This is a genomic window from Vibrio sp. 10N.222.54.A3 (assembly GCF_041474095.1).
Lineage (GTDB): Bacteria > Pseudomonadota > Gammaproteobacteria > Enterobacterales > Vibrionaceae > Vibrio > Vibrio crassostreae_C.
In genome coordinates, this window is the sequence record NZ_JBFRTN010000044.1 from 24,168 (window position 1) to 40,657 (window position 16,490).

Annotated in this window: 14 protein-coding genes and 1 pseudogene; 12 read left to right on the forward strand and 3 right to left on the reverse strand. The window is 43.9% G+C overall.

What is annotated here, in order from left to right; genetic code table 11:
- Positions 1-169: 169 nt before the first annotated feature.
- Entirely contained in the window at positions 170-1,318 is a 1,149-nt protein-coding gene (locus AB4507_RS10685) for an iron-containing alcohol dehydrogenase (protein WP_017062662.1), read from the reverse strand.
- A gap of 193 nt (positions 1,319-1,511) precedes the next feature.
- On the opposite strand from AB4507_RS10685, the gene AB4507_RS10690 reads away from it, so the two are divergent.
- The 7 genes and pseudogenes from AB4507_RS10690 (at position 1,512) to AB4507_RS10720 (ending at position 6,291) form a co-directional block, all read left to right on the forward strand.
- Positions 1,512-2,396: an AraC family transcriptional regulator gene (locus AB4507_RS10690; RefSeq protein WP_017067592.1), complete on the forward strand. Its 885-nt coding sequence runs from the start codon at positions 1,512-1,514 to the stop codon at positions 2,394-2,396.
- Between the two features lie 569 nt (positions 2,397-2,965).
- Entirely contained in the window at positions 2,966-4,213 is a 1,248-nt protein-coding gene (locus AB4507_RS10695) for a RidA family protein (protein ID WP_372182640.1), read from the forward strand.
- A gap of 213 nt (positions 4,214-4,426) precedes the next feature.
- Positions 4,427-4,783 carry a hypothetical protein gene (locus AB4507_RS10700; RefSeq protein WP_059020856.1) on the forward strand — a complete coding sequence of 119 codons (357 nt, stop codon included), beginning with the start codon at positions 4,427-4,429 and terminating at the stop codon, positions 4,781-4,783.
- A 94-nt stretch (positions 4,784-4,877) separates the two neighbouring features.
- Positions 4,878-5,027, forward strand: a complete 150-nt coding sequence (locus AB4507_RS10705; protein ID WP_167542297.1) for a hypothetical protein — start codon at positions 4,878-4,880, stop codon at positions 5,025-5,027.
- A gap of 118 nt (positions 5,028-5,145) precedes the next feature.
- Positions 5,146-5,610 (forward strand): acyltransferase, encoded by a 465-nt coding sequence (locus AB4507_RS10710; RefSeq protein ID WP_372182641.1) that lies wholly within the window; start codon positions 5,146-5,148, stop codon positions 5,608-5,610.
- 65 nt (positions 5,611-5,675) lie between these two features.
- Positions 5,676-5,771 (forward strand): annotated as a pseudogene (locus AB4507_RS10715) (N-acetyltransferase); the annotation flags it as partial.
- 157 nt (positions 5,772-5,928) lie between these two features.
- Positions 5,929-6,291 (forward strand): RidA family protein, encoded by a 363-nt coding sequence (locus tag AB4507_RS10720; RefSeq protein ID WP_017062654.1) that lies wholly within the window; start codon positions 5,929-5,931, stop codon positions 6,289-6,291.
- Positions 6,292-6,419: 128 nt separating this feature from the next.
- On the opposite strand, the gene AB4507_RS10725 is transcribed toward AB4507_RS10720, so the two are convergent.
- On the reverse strand, positions 6,420-8,006 hold the full coding sequence (locus tag AB4507_RS10725) for a BCCT family transporter (protein ID WP_372182643.1): 1,587 nt from the start codon (positions 8,004-8,006) through the stop codon (positions 6,420-6,422).
- A gap of 476 nt (positions 8,007-8,482) precedes the next feature.
- Here AB4507_RS10725 and AB4507_RS10730 point away from each other — a divergent pair, with 476 nt between their 5' ends.
- Together AB4507_RS10730 and AB4507_RS10735 are read left to right on the forward strand one after the other, a co-directional pair.
- On the forward strand, positions 8,483-11,650 hold the full coding sequence (locus tag AB4507_RS10730) for a chitinase C-terminal domain-containing protein (RefSeq protein WP_372182644.1): 3,168 nt from the start codon (positions 8,483-8,485) through the stop codon (positions 11,648-11,650).
- A gap of 292 nt (positions 11,651-11,942) precedes the next feature.
- Positions 11,943-13,406, forward strand: coding sequence for a diguanylate cyclase domain-containing protein (locus AB4507_RS10735; RefSeq protein ID WP_372182646.1), 1,464 nt, complete (start codon positions 11,943-11,945; stop codon positions 13,404-13,406).
- 135 nt (positions 13,407-13,541) lie between these two features.
- Here the strand turns inward: AB4507_RS10735 and AB4507_RS10740 are convergent, their stop codons facing one another.
- Positions 13,542-13,796 carry a YgjV family protein gene (locus tag AB4507_RS10740; protein WP_017068159.1) on the reverse strand — a complete coding sequence of 85 codons (255 nt, stop codon included), beginning with the start codon at positions 13,794-13,796 and terminating at the stop codon, positions 13,542-13,544.
- Positions 13,797-14,064: 268 nt separating this feature from the next.
- Between AB4507_RS10740 and AB4507_RS10745 the strand changes: the two genes are divergently transcribed.
- From AB4507_RS10745 to AB4507_RS10755, 3 genes are all read left to right on the forward strand, one after another.
- Positions 14,065-14,652: a DUF4136 domain-containing protein gene (locus AB4507_RS10745; RefSeq protein WP_017064475.1), complete on the forward strand. Its 588-nt coding sequence runs from the start codon at positions 14,065-14,067 to the stop codon at positions 14,650-14,652.
- 178 nt (positions 14,653-14,830) lie between these two features.
- Positions 14,831-16,015, forward strand: a complete 1,185-nt coding sequence (locus AB4507_RS10750) for a serine hydrolase (RefSeq protein ID WP_372182648.1) — start codon at positions 14,831-14,833, stop codon at positions 16,013-16,015.
- Between the two features lie 175 nt (positions 16,016-16,190).
- Positions 16,191-16,484 (forward strand): YkgJ family cysteine cluster protein, encoded by a 294-nt coding sequence (locus AB4507_RS10755; RefSeq protein WP_372182649.1) that lies wholly within the window; start codon positions 16,191-16,193, stop codon positions 16,482-16,484.
- The last annotated feature ends 6 nt before the right edge of the window (positions 16,485-16,490 follow it).

The following is a 16,490-nucleotide window of genomic DNA, read 5'->3' on the forward strand; positions in this document are numbered from 1 at the left end:
TTAGGGACTTATGAGAATTTAATAGCATCTTGTAGGGCAAATTAAAAAGCAGCGCCCAAAATGAACGCTGCTTCTGTTGTACGAAAGAAAAAAGTAATGGGTTCAGTCAGATGTGAAAATTCATCGTTGTATGACCAATATCTTTACTTTCTCTCTATTTTCCCGATTCTTAGTGAATCGCAGACTCTAGAATCTCACGTGTTTTCTCTGGCGTGATTGCTTGGTTCTCACCAAGTTGTAGGTAGCCGTGTGATTCAAGTTGAGCAACAACATTGTCAATCGCCGTTGCTTTGTTTGTTTCGTAGCCGTCGAACATGGTTGCTACGTCTAGGCTGTGGTAGAACGCTTCGATTGCAGCGATTGTGCGTTCTGCTAAATCAGCACCCGCTTCTAAGCCAAATACGTTACGACCCATTTGCTCTAGCTTGCCACGTTTCGCTTCGATTTGGTTACGAAGTAGTGAAGGTTGAACAATCGCAAGCGAACGTGCGTGGTCTACGTGCCATAGTGCAGTGAATTCGTGGCCAATCATGTGAGTTGCCCAATCTTGAGGAACACCTGTACCAATCAGGCCGTTAAGCGCTTGGTTTGCTGTCCACATTAGGTTTGCACGCCATGCATCGTTGTCACGCTCGTCGTATTGCTTACCCAGTACAAGTAGGTTCTTAAGCAGTGTTTCTGCGTAACCGTCTTGAACCATTGCGTCTGTTGGCATCGTGATGTATTGCTCACATACGTGAACCCACGCATCAACTAATCCGTTGATCAGCTGGCGCTCAGGTAGAGACTTCATTACATCTGGGTCCATAACCGCAAACTTAGGCTGTACTGCAGGGTTCATGAATGCCAGTTTCTCTTGAGTCGCTTTACGCGTGATTACCGCACCCATGTTAGATTCAGAACCTGTCGCAGGAAGTGTCAGTACCGCACCGATTGGCGTCGCTTCAGTTACTTGGTGTTTGCCCGTTAGGATGTCCCAACCGTCGCCGTCATATTTAGCCGCTGCAGCAACGTACTTAGAGCCGTCGATTACTGAACCACCGCCAACAGCGATAATGAATTCTACGTTTTCTTCTTTAACAAGAGCGACTGCTTTGTCTAGCGTCTCTTTGGTAGGGTTTGCTTCAACGCCAGAGAACTCGATCCAAGAGTGATCTTTCAAAGATTCTACAACTTGGTCGTAAACACCGTTGCTCTTGATTGAACCGCCACCATAGATGACCAGTACTTTCTTCGAAGTATCAACCGCTTGGCTGATAGCGTTGATTTGGCCTTGGCCGAAATGGATAACAGTAGGGTTAACGTAAGTAAATTGCATCAGAGATTCCTTGTGTAAAGCGAAATTTGTTATTTTGGTTTATTGCTCAATTTCTATATTTGCATATTAGTACAGTAATCTAGGTCAATGAAGAGCTGTTCCTCCAAATAAATTGCCTATTTCTACAAACTTGATATTCTTCCTCTGCTTTAGCTTACTTACTCTTAGCACTTAGAATGGAAAGTCGCCACTTATGAAAACACTCGCTCAGTTATTACAGTCTTATGTAGAACACAAAGGTTGGGATGATCTCGAAGGGATCAGAGAAACTGAAATTAGCGGCGTGTGGTTGTATAGAAGTAGTGGCGGGAATCAGCGTCAGCCATTTACTTACCAGTCTGGCATTATCATGCTCGGACAGGGTAAAAAGAACATCTACATTGGCGAAAGGCCAGTGACTTACGCTGCAGGTGATTATCTTGTGGTAGGTGTGCCAATGCCGTTAGAGTGCGAAGCCTTGCCTGTTAATGGTGAACCATTGCTTGGCTTGTCGATAAGCATTGATTCTCAACGCTTGCATAGTTTAGTCAAAAAGCTCGAAGACCAGGGCTTTCTAGAGAGCTACTGCAACAAGCACAAACAGAACTCGAGCGGCTTAGAATCGACGCCAATGGAAGAGCAAATGCTAGAGAGCTTTACCCGATTGGTGAAAACGCTGCATTGTGACATTGAGGCCAACATCTTGGGCGATGCCATGGTGACAGAGATTGTGTACCGTGCATTAACCGGTTCAGAAGGGCGTGTACTGTTTGATTTAGCTCATCATGATGGCCATTACGCACGTGTCGCCAAAGCGCTGTCTAAAGTGCATGAAGAGTACGACCAAACCATCACTGTTCAATCGCTTGCTGACGAAGCCAACATGAGTGTGTCTGCCTTTCACAATGCATTTCGTAATGTGACGTTTGAGTCACCACTTCAATATTTGAAGAAGGTCAGGCTCAACAAAGCCAAAGAGCTGATTCAACTAGAAGGCCTTCGAATCAGCGATGCTGCACGTCGAGTCGGCTATTCTAGCCCATCCCAATTCAGTCGCGAATTTAAGCGCCACTTCAATACTACTCCAAGAGCGGTTTAGTTCTTCTTTCAACGAAACTATGTGTTGAGAGCTATAATGCCAAAAGCTATGGTGACGATTGCTCATATTTGTTGAATTATATGAGTAAATGTATCTACTCATAGGCATTGTCAGATTGTAGGTATTTGATTCTCGAATATATTATTAACGTACTTATATAAAATAAGCTCTCGAAAATAATTAATTAAATAGCCTAAGAGTTTATGCACAGGTATAGGGGAGAAACTCACTAACTTAGCTATTAACGAAGTTTTAGTGTGAACAACCTATCAAATATTATCTAAAATTCTGGAATTACTCACCGTACTATCAGAGAGAGTATTCAGGATTATTGAATAGACTTAAAATTAAAGATAATTTAGCAGTTGATAAAGCCTAGCACGACGGATAATTAGTCGTTTGATGACTAATTATTCTGTAACTTGCTGATTTATAGTCACCTTAGAGTCTGACGGGTATCACGTTTACCCTAAAATAATTCACTTAACATGGCGCTACTTTAATCATTCTTCCAAATACGATTGTTAAATATAAATACGTATACCTATTTTATTAAAAGGATAATACCGATGAGTAGCGATATCATTAAAATTTCAAGAAACACTGAAAACGCGCCAATTAATTCTGTATCTACACAAACGGTCGCTTTTTCTCATTATAACAACTTTTCTGCTCAACTTCCGATTGACCCTAAAACGGGTGAAATAGTCATCGGTGATATTAAAGATCAAGCAGCACAATGTTTGAATAATATTAAAGCGATTGTTGAAAGCATCGACCATGTTATGGATGATGTCGTGAAGATTCATGTTTTCGTTAAGAATATTTCTGATATCGATGCTATTGATGAAGTTTACAAAAGCTTCTTCCACAACAGTCTGCCAACACGCACTGTCGTGGGTGTCGCTGCGCTGCCAAACAGCGATGCGCTGGTTCAAATGGATGCTCTCATTTCTAACGGTGAAGGCACTAAACCACAAGCACCTTGCGCGCTAATTAAGGTATCAAGAAATACGGATAATGCGCCTCAAAGTGCTGTGTCCACACAGACTGCCGCCTTTTCTCACTACAACAATCTTTCAGCTCAGTTGCCTATAGATGTAACCACAGGTGAGCTAGTTGATGGTGGTATCGAAGCGCAAACTGCACAATGTCTATCAAACATCAAAGCTATTCTAGAAAGCATCGGTCATGTAATGAATGATGTGGCTAAAACGACTATCTACCTAAAAAATATCGCAGATGCGGAAGTGGTAAATGAAGTATGTGCTAAATTCTTCCCAAGCTACGTTCCTGCTCGTACCGTTGTTAATGCCGCTGAATTACCAATGGGTGCTTTAATTCAAATTGATACATCCGTTTCACATGGCGACGGTACACCGCCGCAATTACCAGAAGACACTTGCTTACTGGTTATTGAAGCTAATAATACCGATGCTGCGCCATTTATGCCTTATTCGCATACAGTGGCTTTCTCTCACTACAATCATATTTCAGGACAATTACCTTTAGACCCGAAAACAAATGAAATTGTTGCTGGTGGTGTAAAAGAACAAGCTGAACAATGTTTAAACAATATTAAGGCGATAATAGAAAGCGTTGACCATAGCATGGACGATACGGTGAAAATTAATATTCAACTTAAGGATATTTCAGATATTGATACGGTAAACGAAATCTACACCACATTCTTTAGCGCTGAGCTGCCTGCAAGAACGGTAGTAGGGGTTTCAGAAATCCCAATGAATGCTTTAGTACAAATTGATGCTGTCGTTTCTAACTGTGAAGGGACACCTCCACAAGACGTTGTTGCATAAATCAATTGAACCCTTCTCGATAATATCGATTAGATCTCGGTTTAGCTTCTAAATAGGGAGCAAACTCAACAGGCCGAGATCTGATCCGTTCACCTCATTACTCAAGTCCATCGAAGCGACACACCTAAGCTTATCCTGTAAACATGGTATTTATAAGGTTGAAGTGTTTTAATATGAAAAACAGACGCTTAACGTAATAAAGAAAACCAGTTTATGCAATTTCGAGCCATTTTACTGCTATGCCTTACCCTAATAGGGTGTTCGTCCAATCAAGAGTTGGTACCCGACCCAACAACCATCACGCTATTTTATGGTGATACATCTATATCTGCGGGTGTTTTAGAGGATAAAACATTCAATTCAGTCCTTGCCGATAGGGTTGAAAGCGTTACGTTTTCGGGCTCAATATCAAAGCAAGACTTAGGTTATTTTGTCGATATGTTAGTGATTCGAGAAACAAAAGAGCCACGATCAACACGACAGCTGAACACCTCGCTTCTAATGAAGCCGGGAGAGTTAGTAGATGTTGGCGGTGTGAATAACGATGTGTTCAGGGTAATCCTCGAGTAACAAAAATAAAGTGTTCAATTAATCTGATTTTTTGCTTTACCTCAACCTAACTTCAAGTCTTAAGCTTCTCTTACTGATTAAGAAGGAGCTTATTATGCAAAATAACTACGTAAAAGAACTCGCCATTAAAACTTACCAAGAAGACCTTCAAAAAGAGTACTTTAGATCTAAAGTTCGGCCATTCCACGCCCCAAGTTTTATCGGTGGGGTGCTGTTGTCAGTTGTGTTGGTGGGGCTGTTTTAATTTATGCAGAATTTTTGATCCATTGCTAACTCTCAATATTTCGATTTGATGCACTTTAATGCTTACGGCACAATCGCTTAGGTTAAATTGTGACGCTAATGTCGAGAGGAAGTGAAGTATGGCAAGTCCAAGAGTATTAAAGTCGCAGATTACTGATATTACCTGTGGCGAGAATGTCACTATCATCGAACCAAGCAACGTTTATGGTTGTGAACTTAAAGATGATGTGTTCGTTGGGCCCTTTGCTGAGATTCAAAAGAACACCGTGATAGGTGCGAGAAGTAAGATTCAATCTCACACATTTATCTGTGAGTATGTGACCATTGGAAGTGACTGCTTTGTTGGTCACGGAGTCATGTTTGCCAACGATTTATTCAAAGAGGGCAGGCCAGATCCTAATCCTGAAAGCTGGGGTCGTACCTTGATAGCTGACAACGTCACGATTGGTTCTAATGCCACGGTTCTGTCGGTGAGCATTTGTGAAGATGCAGTAATCGGCGCGGGCAGTGTGGTAACGAAAGACATCACCGAAAAAGGTATCTACGCCGGCAACCCAGCCAAGAAATTAAGAGACTTACCGTAAATTAATAAGCCACGATTCATGAATCATAAGGTGCGGCTTTTTAGGGAAACATTAGAGTATTTGTCATGGATGTATTTTTACACTTACTTCAACCGAATGACGCGAGTGCGCTTTTGGATTTTGAGGTCGAAAATCGAGAGTGGTTTGAGCAATTTGTTCCTAGGAACTTAAAGGCTAGTAATGTTGAGAACCAAAGCAATGGGTAGGCGATAGTGCTGTTCAAAAGGTAACGCGAGCTTTCTAATTTTTGTTTTCAATATTCATGATTTGGATTAGATTACGCTGATGTTCACCCTAATTATAAGAAGAGTATAACCAGTGAAAATTCATAGAATTAACCCGACCAAACGTTGGTCTGATGTAACTGTTTTTAACGGTATTGCAAGCTTTGTGGAAGTGGCAGAGACGGATACAACAGCAGGAATTAAGAGTCAGGTTCAGCAAATCTTCGAACAAGCCGAAGAAATGATGAGTTTGGTAGACAGCGACAAATCTCGCGTATTGTCAGTGACTATTTATCTCACGGATTTCGCTAACTTTGATGCACTCAATGAAGTTTGGGAAGCGTGGTTCCCTGAAGGCTGCGCGCCAAGCCGTGCATGCGTGAAAGCAGAACTTGCTAATCCTGAGCTACTGGTTGAGATGTCGTTTATGGTTGCTGCGGGTGAAAAGTTTCAATAAGCCGAACTATCGATTGAAATAAGCTTCGTAGATAGAAGTAACGAACAGATAAAACAAAGCCACTCAGGTGAATCACTTGAGTGGCTTTTTAGTGTTCTACGCTACCCGAAACTAAATCGGGTCAGGTATTAAGCGATACCTTGATCTCTTGCCATCTGCTTCGCGATCTTCGGCGCGTGCCATAGACACGGGAGCAAGATAAACGATACCGGAACCGCTGTGATTACAATGAACGACTGTAGAGCGGAGATGCCGCCTGAACCCATTGAGATAAGTGCGATCGCTACCGCACCCATGATGATACCCCAGAAAGTACGTACCGCTGCGTTTGGCTCTGTCGTACCCGTCATTACCACACTGATGGTGTAAGTCATTGAGTCACCTGTTGTCACGATGAACGTGGTCGTCAGGATCAGGAACAGAATTGCAATCAGAGTTGGGAACGGCAGTTGCGCGGTAATTGCTAGAAGAACCGCCGGAAGGTTGAAGCCTTCGAACGCACTAGAGATCACACCTGGGTTCTCTAATTCAAACGCTAGACCACTACCACCAACGATGCTGAACCAGAAACACGTTACAAGCGGTGCAACGATGCTAATAGAAACGATCATTTGGCGAATAGTACGGCCACGTGAGATACGAGCAATGAAGATCGCCATCATTGGGCCATAACCTAAGAACCAACCCCAGAAGAACACAGTCCAGCCACCTAGCCATGCTGTATCTTGGCGGTATAGCGCCATTGGGATGAAGTTATCAACCATTTCGCCCATACCTTGCAGGTAGCCATCAACGATGAAGCTCGTTGGGCCAACAAGAAGGATGTAGCCGATTAGACACACAGACAAGATGATGTTGTAACGGCTTACCAGTTGGATACCTTTGTTCACGCCGCTCAAAGCAGAAAGCGTGTACATTGCGATAGCAAAGATAATAACAACACTTTGAGTTGCAAAGCTGTCTGAAATGCCAAACAGTTCGCTCAGTGCGTAGCTGATTTGTAGGCCAAGGAAGCCGATAGGGCCGATAGTACCTGCGGCTACAGCCACGATGCTGCATGCGTCGACAACGTTACCAACCCAACTGTTAATCGCTTTGTCGCCAAGTACTGGGTAAAGCAGAGTGCGAGGCTTAAGAGGAAGGCCTTTGTCGTAATGCAAGTGCATTAACACGATGGAAGACAAACCACCTAAGATTGCCCATGCAAGGAAACCCCAGTGCATGAAAGATTGTGATAGAGCATTGAACGCCATCGCTTGAGGATCTGCGTTGCTATACAGTGGCGGAGCTGAAACAAAGTGAGCGATAGGCTCTGCGGCTGCCCAGAACACACCACCGCCGGCTAGCAGCGTACATAGGACGATAGACATCCATTTAAAGGTGGTCATTTCAGGTAGGGCAAGCGTTCCTAAGCGAACGTGGCCGGTGCGACCTAGTGCAAGCACTAAACCGATAATGAAGTTGAGAAGTAGTAGGACTTGCCAGAAAGCACCGAACCACTTAGTTGAATAACTAAAGCCGATGTTTACAAGTTCGGACAACACGGAGGTGTTGGTGAAGGCTAGGATGACAAAGAGGGTTAAAAAACTGCCACTAAGCCAAAAGACTGGGTTTCCGAGTTCCAGTTTTTCACCCAAAGATTGAGCTTTATTGAAATCGATAGAAGTAGATTCTGCGTTGATGTTTTCGTTGGCGACTTGCGTCAAGTTGGACATTATTTCTTCGCTATATTTGGCTCTTTCGAGCCTATGTATTTCTCCCACACTTGCATTGGAAATGTGAGGTTCGTCAAAAAAATCCGCGATACTACCACAATTGTTAAGAAAAAGTGGGCAAATTTAGAAAAGAAATCAGTTCTACGGCGAAATCAATCCCTTTTGGTTAGTTTTAAAACGAAATTTCAGAACGAACAAATAAAGCAGATATGAATAGAGTTTTGTAATTAAGGATACGAATTAGGCGATATTTTTTAGCGTACCGAAATAAATTTAATATTAGTTGTTCGTGCAAAATAAGTGTCGACTCATTGCATGCTATAAACAAATTAATGCGAGTCATTTTATAAATATCGAATATTTTAGGTGTTAAATTGGCACTGTTACCTACAGTTGTTTTGCGAAGAGATTTAAGTGATGAGAAATATGACACTTAAATTAAGCATCTTGAAACAATAACTTAAGGGACAGCTAACATGCACCTAAACCAAGGAAGAGTGGCCAAGAAGGTTTTTACACTCAGTACTCTCACCGCGTCATGCTTAATGGCGTTCAACAGCTACGCGGCTGTGGATTGTTCAACGTTAGAAGCGTGGGATTCCGCCACGGTGTACACCGGTGGTGATCAGGTTTCACATGACGGCAGCGCGTACTCAGCGAATTACTGGAATCAAAATAACAACCCGAGCCAATTTGAGGGTGACTATGCACAATGGAAAAAGATTGATGTGTGTAGTGGTGGCGGAGGTGGCGGTACGCCAAATGAAGTACCAACGGCTTCATTAACGGCACCCTCTGCTTCTGACGTGATTACTGAAGGCGATAATGTTGTATTGAGTGCAACAGCACTAGATTCTGATGGCAGTGTGGCTTCGGTTGAGTTCTTTGTTGATGGCGCATCTGTTGCGGTAGTCACAGCGGCACCTTTCGAAGCGACTTGGGCTGCAACGTCGGGTAATCATCAGGTTTCTGTTGTTGCAACGGATAATGAAGGCGCAGCAAGTGTTGCAAGTGCGGTTTCTGTTTCTGTTGATTCAGCACAACCAGGGAATGAAGCACCGACAGTTTCAGTTGCACTTTCAGTGACATCTGTTGATGTTGGTGGTGTAGTCACACTGACAGCAACGGCAGCAGATAGCGATGGCACGGTTGATAAGGTTGATTTCTACGTAGCGGGTGCTCTTGTGGGCACTGCTGCAACGAGCCCTTACACGTTAGATTACACAACAACTCAAGCGGGTTCTTTAGCGGTTTACGCGAAAGCAACAGACGACCAAGGTGCGACTGCAGATTCTGCGTTGGCATCTTTGACCGTGAACGGCGCTCCAACAGTGAGCACATGTCGCCCTGATGGCTTATATCAAACTCAAGGTGTCGATGTTCCTTACTGTACAATTTACGATGATGAAGGCCGTGAGAAAATGGGCGCAGACCATCCCCGTCGTGTCATTGGTTACTTCACAAGTTGGCGTGCAGGGGATGACCCACAAGCTGCTTACCTAGTAAATGATATTCCTTGGGAACAACTCACACACATTAACTACGCTTTCGTGAGCATCGGTTCAGATGGCAAAGTAAACGTCGGTGATGTAAACGATCCAAATAACGCAGCGGTTGGTAAAGAGTGGCCGGGTGTGGAAGTTGATCCGGCATTAGGCTTCAAAGGTCACTTCGGTGCATTAGCGACAGCGAAGAAAAAACACGGCGTGAAAACGTTAATCTCAATCGGTGGTTGGGCTGAAACAGGTGGTCACTTCGCGACTGATGGCAGCCGCGTGGCTGATGGTGGTTTCTACACCATGACGACCAATGCTGATGGTTCTATCAACCATCAAGGTATCGAAACATTCGCGACTTCAGCGGTCGAAATGCTGCGTAAGTACCAGTTCGATGGTCTAGATATCGATTACGAATACCCAACTTCTATGGCTGGCGCAGGTAACCCATACGACAAAGACTTCATGGAGCCGCGTCGTCAATACCTGTGGGCGTCGTACCAAGTGTTGATGAAAGTGCTACGTGAGAAGCTCGATGCGGCGTCTGCGCAAGATGGCAATCACTACATGTTAACGATCGCAGCGCCTTCTTCTGGTTACCTATTACGCGGTATGGAAACATTCGATGTAACCAAGTACCTCGATTACGTAAACATCATGTCTTACGACCTTCACGGTGCGTGGAACGATCACGTAGGTCATAACGCAGCCTTGTTTGATACGGGTAAAGATTCAGAGCTAGCGCAGTGGAACGTATACGACACGGCGGCTTACGGTGGTATTGGTTATCTGAACACGGATTGGGCTTACCATTACTTCCGTGGTTCTATGCCAGCAGGCCGTATTAACATCGGTGTGCCTTACTACACTCGTGGTTGGCAAGGCGTAACGGGTGGTGGGAATGGTCTTTGGGGCCGAGCAGCACTGCCAAACCAATCTGAATGTTCAGCGGGTACGGGTGAAGGCGAGAAAAACAACTGTGGCCATGGCGCTATTGGTATCGACAACATGTGGCACGATACCGATCCAAAAGGTAACGAAATGGGCGCGGGTTCTAACCCTATGTGGCACGCGAAGAACCTAGAGAAGGGTATTTGGGGCTCTTACGCTGAAGCTTACAAGCTTGATCCTGTGAATGATCCTTCAGATGTTCTAACGGGCACTTACACGAGAAACTACGACAGTGTGGCGGTTGCCCCTTGGTTGTGGAACGCAGAGAAGGGCGTATTCCTTTCAACAGAAGATAAACAGTCTATCGACGTGAAAGCGGACTACGTTATCGACAAAGAGATCGGCGGCATTATGTTCTGGGAACTAGCAGGGGATTATAACTGTTATGTTCTCGATGCGAATGGCAACCGAAGCTCTATCGATACGACTGAGCAAGCGTGTAACAGCGGTAACGGTGAGTTCCACATGGGTAACACCATGACGAAAGCTATCTACGATAAGTTTAAGTCTGCAACACCATATGGAAACAAAGTAGCGACGGGTGCTATTCCAACAGAAGCGCTAGATATCGCGGTATCGGTTGGTGGCTTCAAAGTCGGTGACCAAAACTACCCAATCAACCCTAAGATCACGTTCACGAACAACACAGGGCAAGCTCTTCCGGGTGGAACTGAGTTCCAATTCGATATCCCAGTATCTGCACCTGATAACGCGAAAGATCAATCGGGTGGTGGTTTGACCGTGATTGCTTCAGGTCATACTCGCGCGGATAACATCGGTGGACTAGATGGAACCATGCACCGAGTGGCGTTTACGTTGCCGACATGGGAAGATCTTCCTGCTGGCGGTGTGTATGAGTTAGACATGGTGTATTACTTGCCAATTTCTGGCCCTGCTAACTACGCGGTGAATGTCGGTGGCGTTGATTACGCGTTTAGCTTCGAGCAGCCAGATCTACCATTAGGTGATATCAGTTCAGGTGGCGGTAACCCTGGCGATGGTGGCACCAATCCAGGTACATGTGATACGGCAGGTTTAGCGGTTTACCCAGACTTACCTCAGAAAGATTGGGCAGGTAACCCAAGCCATGCAAACACAGGAGACCAAGTGGTTCACAACGGTAGTGTTTACCAAGCAAACTGGTGGACAAGTTCTGAACCGGGTAGCGATGGTAGCTGGACTCAAGTTTGTTCTTAATTTAATGCTAAGCAAACTATTTATAGACAATAGAGTGTAGTAATAGGTAATAAACACAAATGCTTTTAAGTCTATTTATCAGGAATTAGTATCAATTAAGTAATCAATCTAGACGTAAAATCAAAAAGCCGAACTGAATCCAGTTCGGCGTTTTTGCTATAAGTCACAGATTGCGTATAGAAACCTCTCAGAATATCGACACTCGTTCAGTAAAAAAGATAAGTATGATATAAAACAGTCTGCCTATAACAAAAAATAGCGTTACCTAAAATTAGAAAGCTATGGGGTAATCTTGAAAGTCAGACGTAAATACATTCTTAGTTTCTCAATTGTGCTGGCCGTAGTTTCTCTGATCCTCTCTGCTGTTCAATTCAACCGGACGAAAGAATCATTATTAGATTCCAACCAATTCTTCTTTCGTACTATTGTGAACGCGAGTTACGACATCGTAGACACCACAGTCAACGAAGCGATCAAAACCTATCTAAAAGGTGTGACTGATACCGTCGCCTCTCACGCACTGCGTGTCTCTCCAGAACAAGAAGTTGAAGAAGTCATTCGAATTGCCAACGAATTGGTGATTGGAGAGTCTGGTTATATCTACCTGATGTCACCACAAGGTATTCATCTATATCACCCGTTTTTACAAGGGAAAAATCGCGCGCATTTAACCCATATTCAACAACAACTGAGCTTACAGTCTGGAATGACCCAATACTCGCACGCCAATCCACATGAAGTTGGCAAGCGTGCGAAGGTCGCATATTCAGTGAGGCTACCGAGTGGCAATACATTGGTGGCGACCACCTATAAAGATGAACTGATGTACCTGGTTGATCTCGAAGCACTTAAAGACAAATTGAGAAAGTACTCGTATGGCGATAGTGGCTATGTATATATCGTTGATTTACAAGGCACGTTAGTCCTTCAACCTAACTTTGAACACGAGCACTTAAAAACCTTGATTGATGACTCTTCAGAGTTGCTTATCGATAAAGTCGCCGATGAACCTGAAGGTCACTTTAGTTACTCTATCTCTACGGCAGATGGCACGACGAGTAAAAACATCTTCTACAAGTTTTATCCGTATCTTAATTGGGTTATTTCTGCTGGTGTCTTAGAACAAGAGCTCAACAAGAACCACAGCTTATTGTTGGCAAGTTTGATGACGTTGGTTGTTAGTCTACTGAGTATCATTGTTGTTCTGGTGCTTTACCTGCGGCATCGTCATCTCAAAATATTGGATGTTGCGAGCCTCGATTACCTCACAGGCCTTCCTAGCCGACGGAGTTTTATCGAGCAGCTAAAACTGAAAATTACTCAAAGGTCGCCTTATCCGCTAACAAATGTCGGTGTCATTTTGCTGGATATTGACCATTTCAAGCGGGTGAACGATCAATATGGTCATGCTCAAGGCGATAGGGTTATCTGTGAGGTCGCAAAATCACTGAAGAGATTTGTTAACCGTCGTCGTTTGATTGCACGCTATGGCGGTGAAGAGTTTATTTTGGTGACGTTTGATTGTGATGAACATGAGTTATTCGAATTATCAGAGGCGTTACGGTTATGTGTTGAGCAACTTCAAGGCTTAGTGTCGCCAGTAACAATCAGCGCTGGTTGTTGCCATGCTCAAGCACTGACTGACATTGAAACCGCTATCGATAAAGCCGACAAAGCGCTTTATCAAGCAAAAGAGAGTGGACGTAACAACACTCAAGCGTATCGAGAGAACGAATATCACGTTGCTTACATGTGATCGGTTGAAAGCCTCATTGAATTGAAAAGTTTTGTTCACACAAATCGAGCTCTTGAGAACGACAAACACAAAAAAGCCCAAATAGATCGCTCTATTTGGGCTTTTTCAGAATTATTTGAAAGGCTAATCGTTAATTTAAGCTTTCGCTGCTTTCATCGCTTCCGTTTTTTTTTCCTTTTGCATTTTTGCAAGGAAGTAGATGTTTACACAAGCGATAAAGCCGTTGGTGGCTGCAACTGGCCATGCGTCAATCATGATGCCGTATGCTGTGAAGAGTGCACAGCCAATAAAGTTAAGGACACGCAGACGAACGATATCTTTCATTGTTAATGAAATTGCGACCATAATAGACGCAGCGTAACCTAAAATTTCAACCATATTGAATTCCATTGTTTGACCCTCTTAAATTTGCCGATACTTTGTCGGTACCAATTCTTCTCTTCATGAGATGATTGAGGAAGCTCCGTGCCTCGAATGGTCTGGTTTTGTTTAACGGGGAGAACTATACCAACTCTGTTTTTGTGATTAAACCCCCAAAACAGACAGAGGTGAAGGTTAGCGATTACGCAAACGTTTAATGACCTTTCTATTAACATAATTACTATTTATGTTGGAGGTTGAATTGATAGTTATTCTTATATAGGTAAGGAAGCCTCGAATGATAAAACGATCCATTTGTGCAACAAAAAGCATAAAAAAAGCAGCACTATTGGCTTTGATGGCTATTGGGCTGACCGCATGCTCTACGCAAGAAATACCACCCACACACAATTATGGTGTGGTCACTAGCGGTGACTTTGGTTTCATGAAACACGGCGTGATGACGTACTCCTGGCACCCTGAGTCAGAAAAGGTTTACCTTTCTCAAAAATACGATGAAACCGTGGTAACCGATTTAGTGCGTGATTCGATTCAAGAACAGCTCTCAAGTAAAGGTTATCAGTTAAAGCAGGATGGTGTCGGTGATGTTGTTGTAGGCTTTGGATTAGCGGAAGAATCGGAACTGAACGATGAGTCTATCTTCGATGCGATTAAGCTATCTACTGGTGTGCCATTTTACGATGGTGAAGGTAAAGTCGCGGAGAAAGGGTCGTTGTACATTGCGTTTTTCGTACCTAACTCAGAGGTCGTACAATGGCAAGCATTAGCACAGTCTGGAATCCAACCTGATTTAGAGCCAAGCGAGAGCAAACAGCGTATTACTGGCTTTGTTGAAATGTTATTTAGACGCATGCCTGAGCGATAGCATTAGGCGTTGAATGCATTTGTGGAGTAAATATTAGTTGTGGAAAATATGGTCAGATCGCAGATTATACTTTTTTATTTGTAACGAATGGTACAAATACGTAAAGCAACGTAAAGTTCGCGCTTCTTTTGCTAGCATTTGTCTATACTGCTCAAAACGTTAACTTAGGTTTGATTCAATGAAACTGTTTTCCAAATACTCTCTCCCTCTATTAAGTATATTCATTGTAAGTAACGCCGCGATAGTAAGTAATGCAGCTATCGCAGCACCTTCTATAGTACCAAGCCCACCCAGCCTAGGCGCAAAAGGGTATGTGTTAATTGATTTTAATTCTGGTGATGTGCTGGTAGAAAAAAACGCACACACTAAGTTAAACCCAGCGAGTTTGACCAAACTGATGACCAGCTATGTGGCAGGTCAAGAGATGAAGCGAGGCAACATCTCTGCTGATGATCAGGTACGAATCAGTGAGAACGCGTGGGCGAAGAACTTCCCAGACTCTTCAAAAATGTTCATCGAAGTAAACACCGATGTAGCAATGATGGATCTTTATCGTGGCTTGATTATTCAATCCGGTAATGATGCTAGCGTTGCGATTGCAGAGCATGTTGCAGGCTCACAAGATGCATTCGTTGACCTGATGAACTCTTGGGCTACCTCTCTGAAGCTAGAAAACACCCATTTTGCCAATGCACATGGTTTGGATGCAGACGACCTCTATTCGACTCCTTACGATATCGCGTTACTCGGTCGTGCCATTATTCGTGATTTACCGGATGTGTATGGCTTATACAGCGAACGCTCTTTCAGTTACAACGGCATCACTCAACATAACCGTAATGGCTTGTTGCGTGATAGAAGCTTAACCGTTGATGGCATGAAAACGGGCTACACCTCTGGTGCTGGCTACAGTTTGGCGAGTTCAGCGACACAAGGTGAGATGAGACTTATCGCGGTTGTGATGGGTGCATCAAGCGTTAAGAGCCGTGAATCAGACAGCAAACAGCTGTTGAGCTACGGTTTCCGTTTCTTCGATACACTAAACCCGCATAAAGGCGGCGATCAAGTGGCTGAAGAGAAGGTATGGTTTGGTGAGCAAGACACATTGAAATTAGGTGTGGCAGAAGACACGTTCATTACGTTGCCTAAGTCAGACAGTAAAAAGCTGACTGCATCTATCGAGCTTAACTCTGAACTGAAAGCGCCAATTGCAGAAGGTCAAACTCTAGGTGTGGTTCATTACACCGTTGATGGCGAAGATGTTCAAACTCAGCCTTTGATCGCGCTTGAAGCGGTTGAACAGGGCGGTTTGTTCAAACGTTTAATAGACTACGTTAAGCTGTTCTTCGCGAGCCTGTTCTAAATAGAGCCTGTGGCGATAAGCCGCGCTGAAAAGTCGAAATATTATGGGTGTTGTGAGTGAATCACAGCGCCCTTTGTTATTTCTACATCAATGAAAACGCCGCGCCGCACTATCTTTATTAGCCGTAGCGGGCGGTTTCGATTACTATACGCAAAATTTAGCAGTGTAGTCACTTATGACGATAGATATAAAGAACGTAACCGAACCCGAAGTAATCTGTGCAAATTGTCAGGCATGCTGTTGTCGTTTAGAGGTTATGATCATCACAGATACGGGCGTACCTGAAGAGCACATCGCTTATGATGAATGGGGCGGTGAAACCATGAAGCGCTTAGACGACGGCTGGTGTTCTGCGGTAGATAGAGAAACACTGATGTGTACTATCTACGAAAACCGACCATGGATCTGTCGCGAGTTCGAAATGGGCTCTTTCGAATGTGTTGACCAGCGCAAAGATGTGATGGGCTAGGCGTCT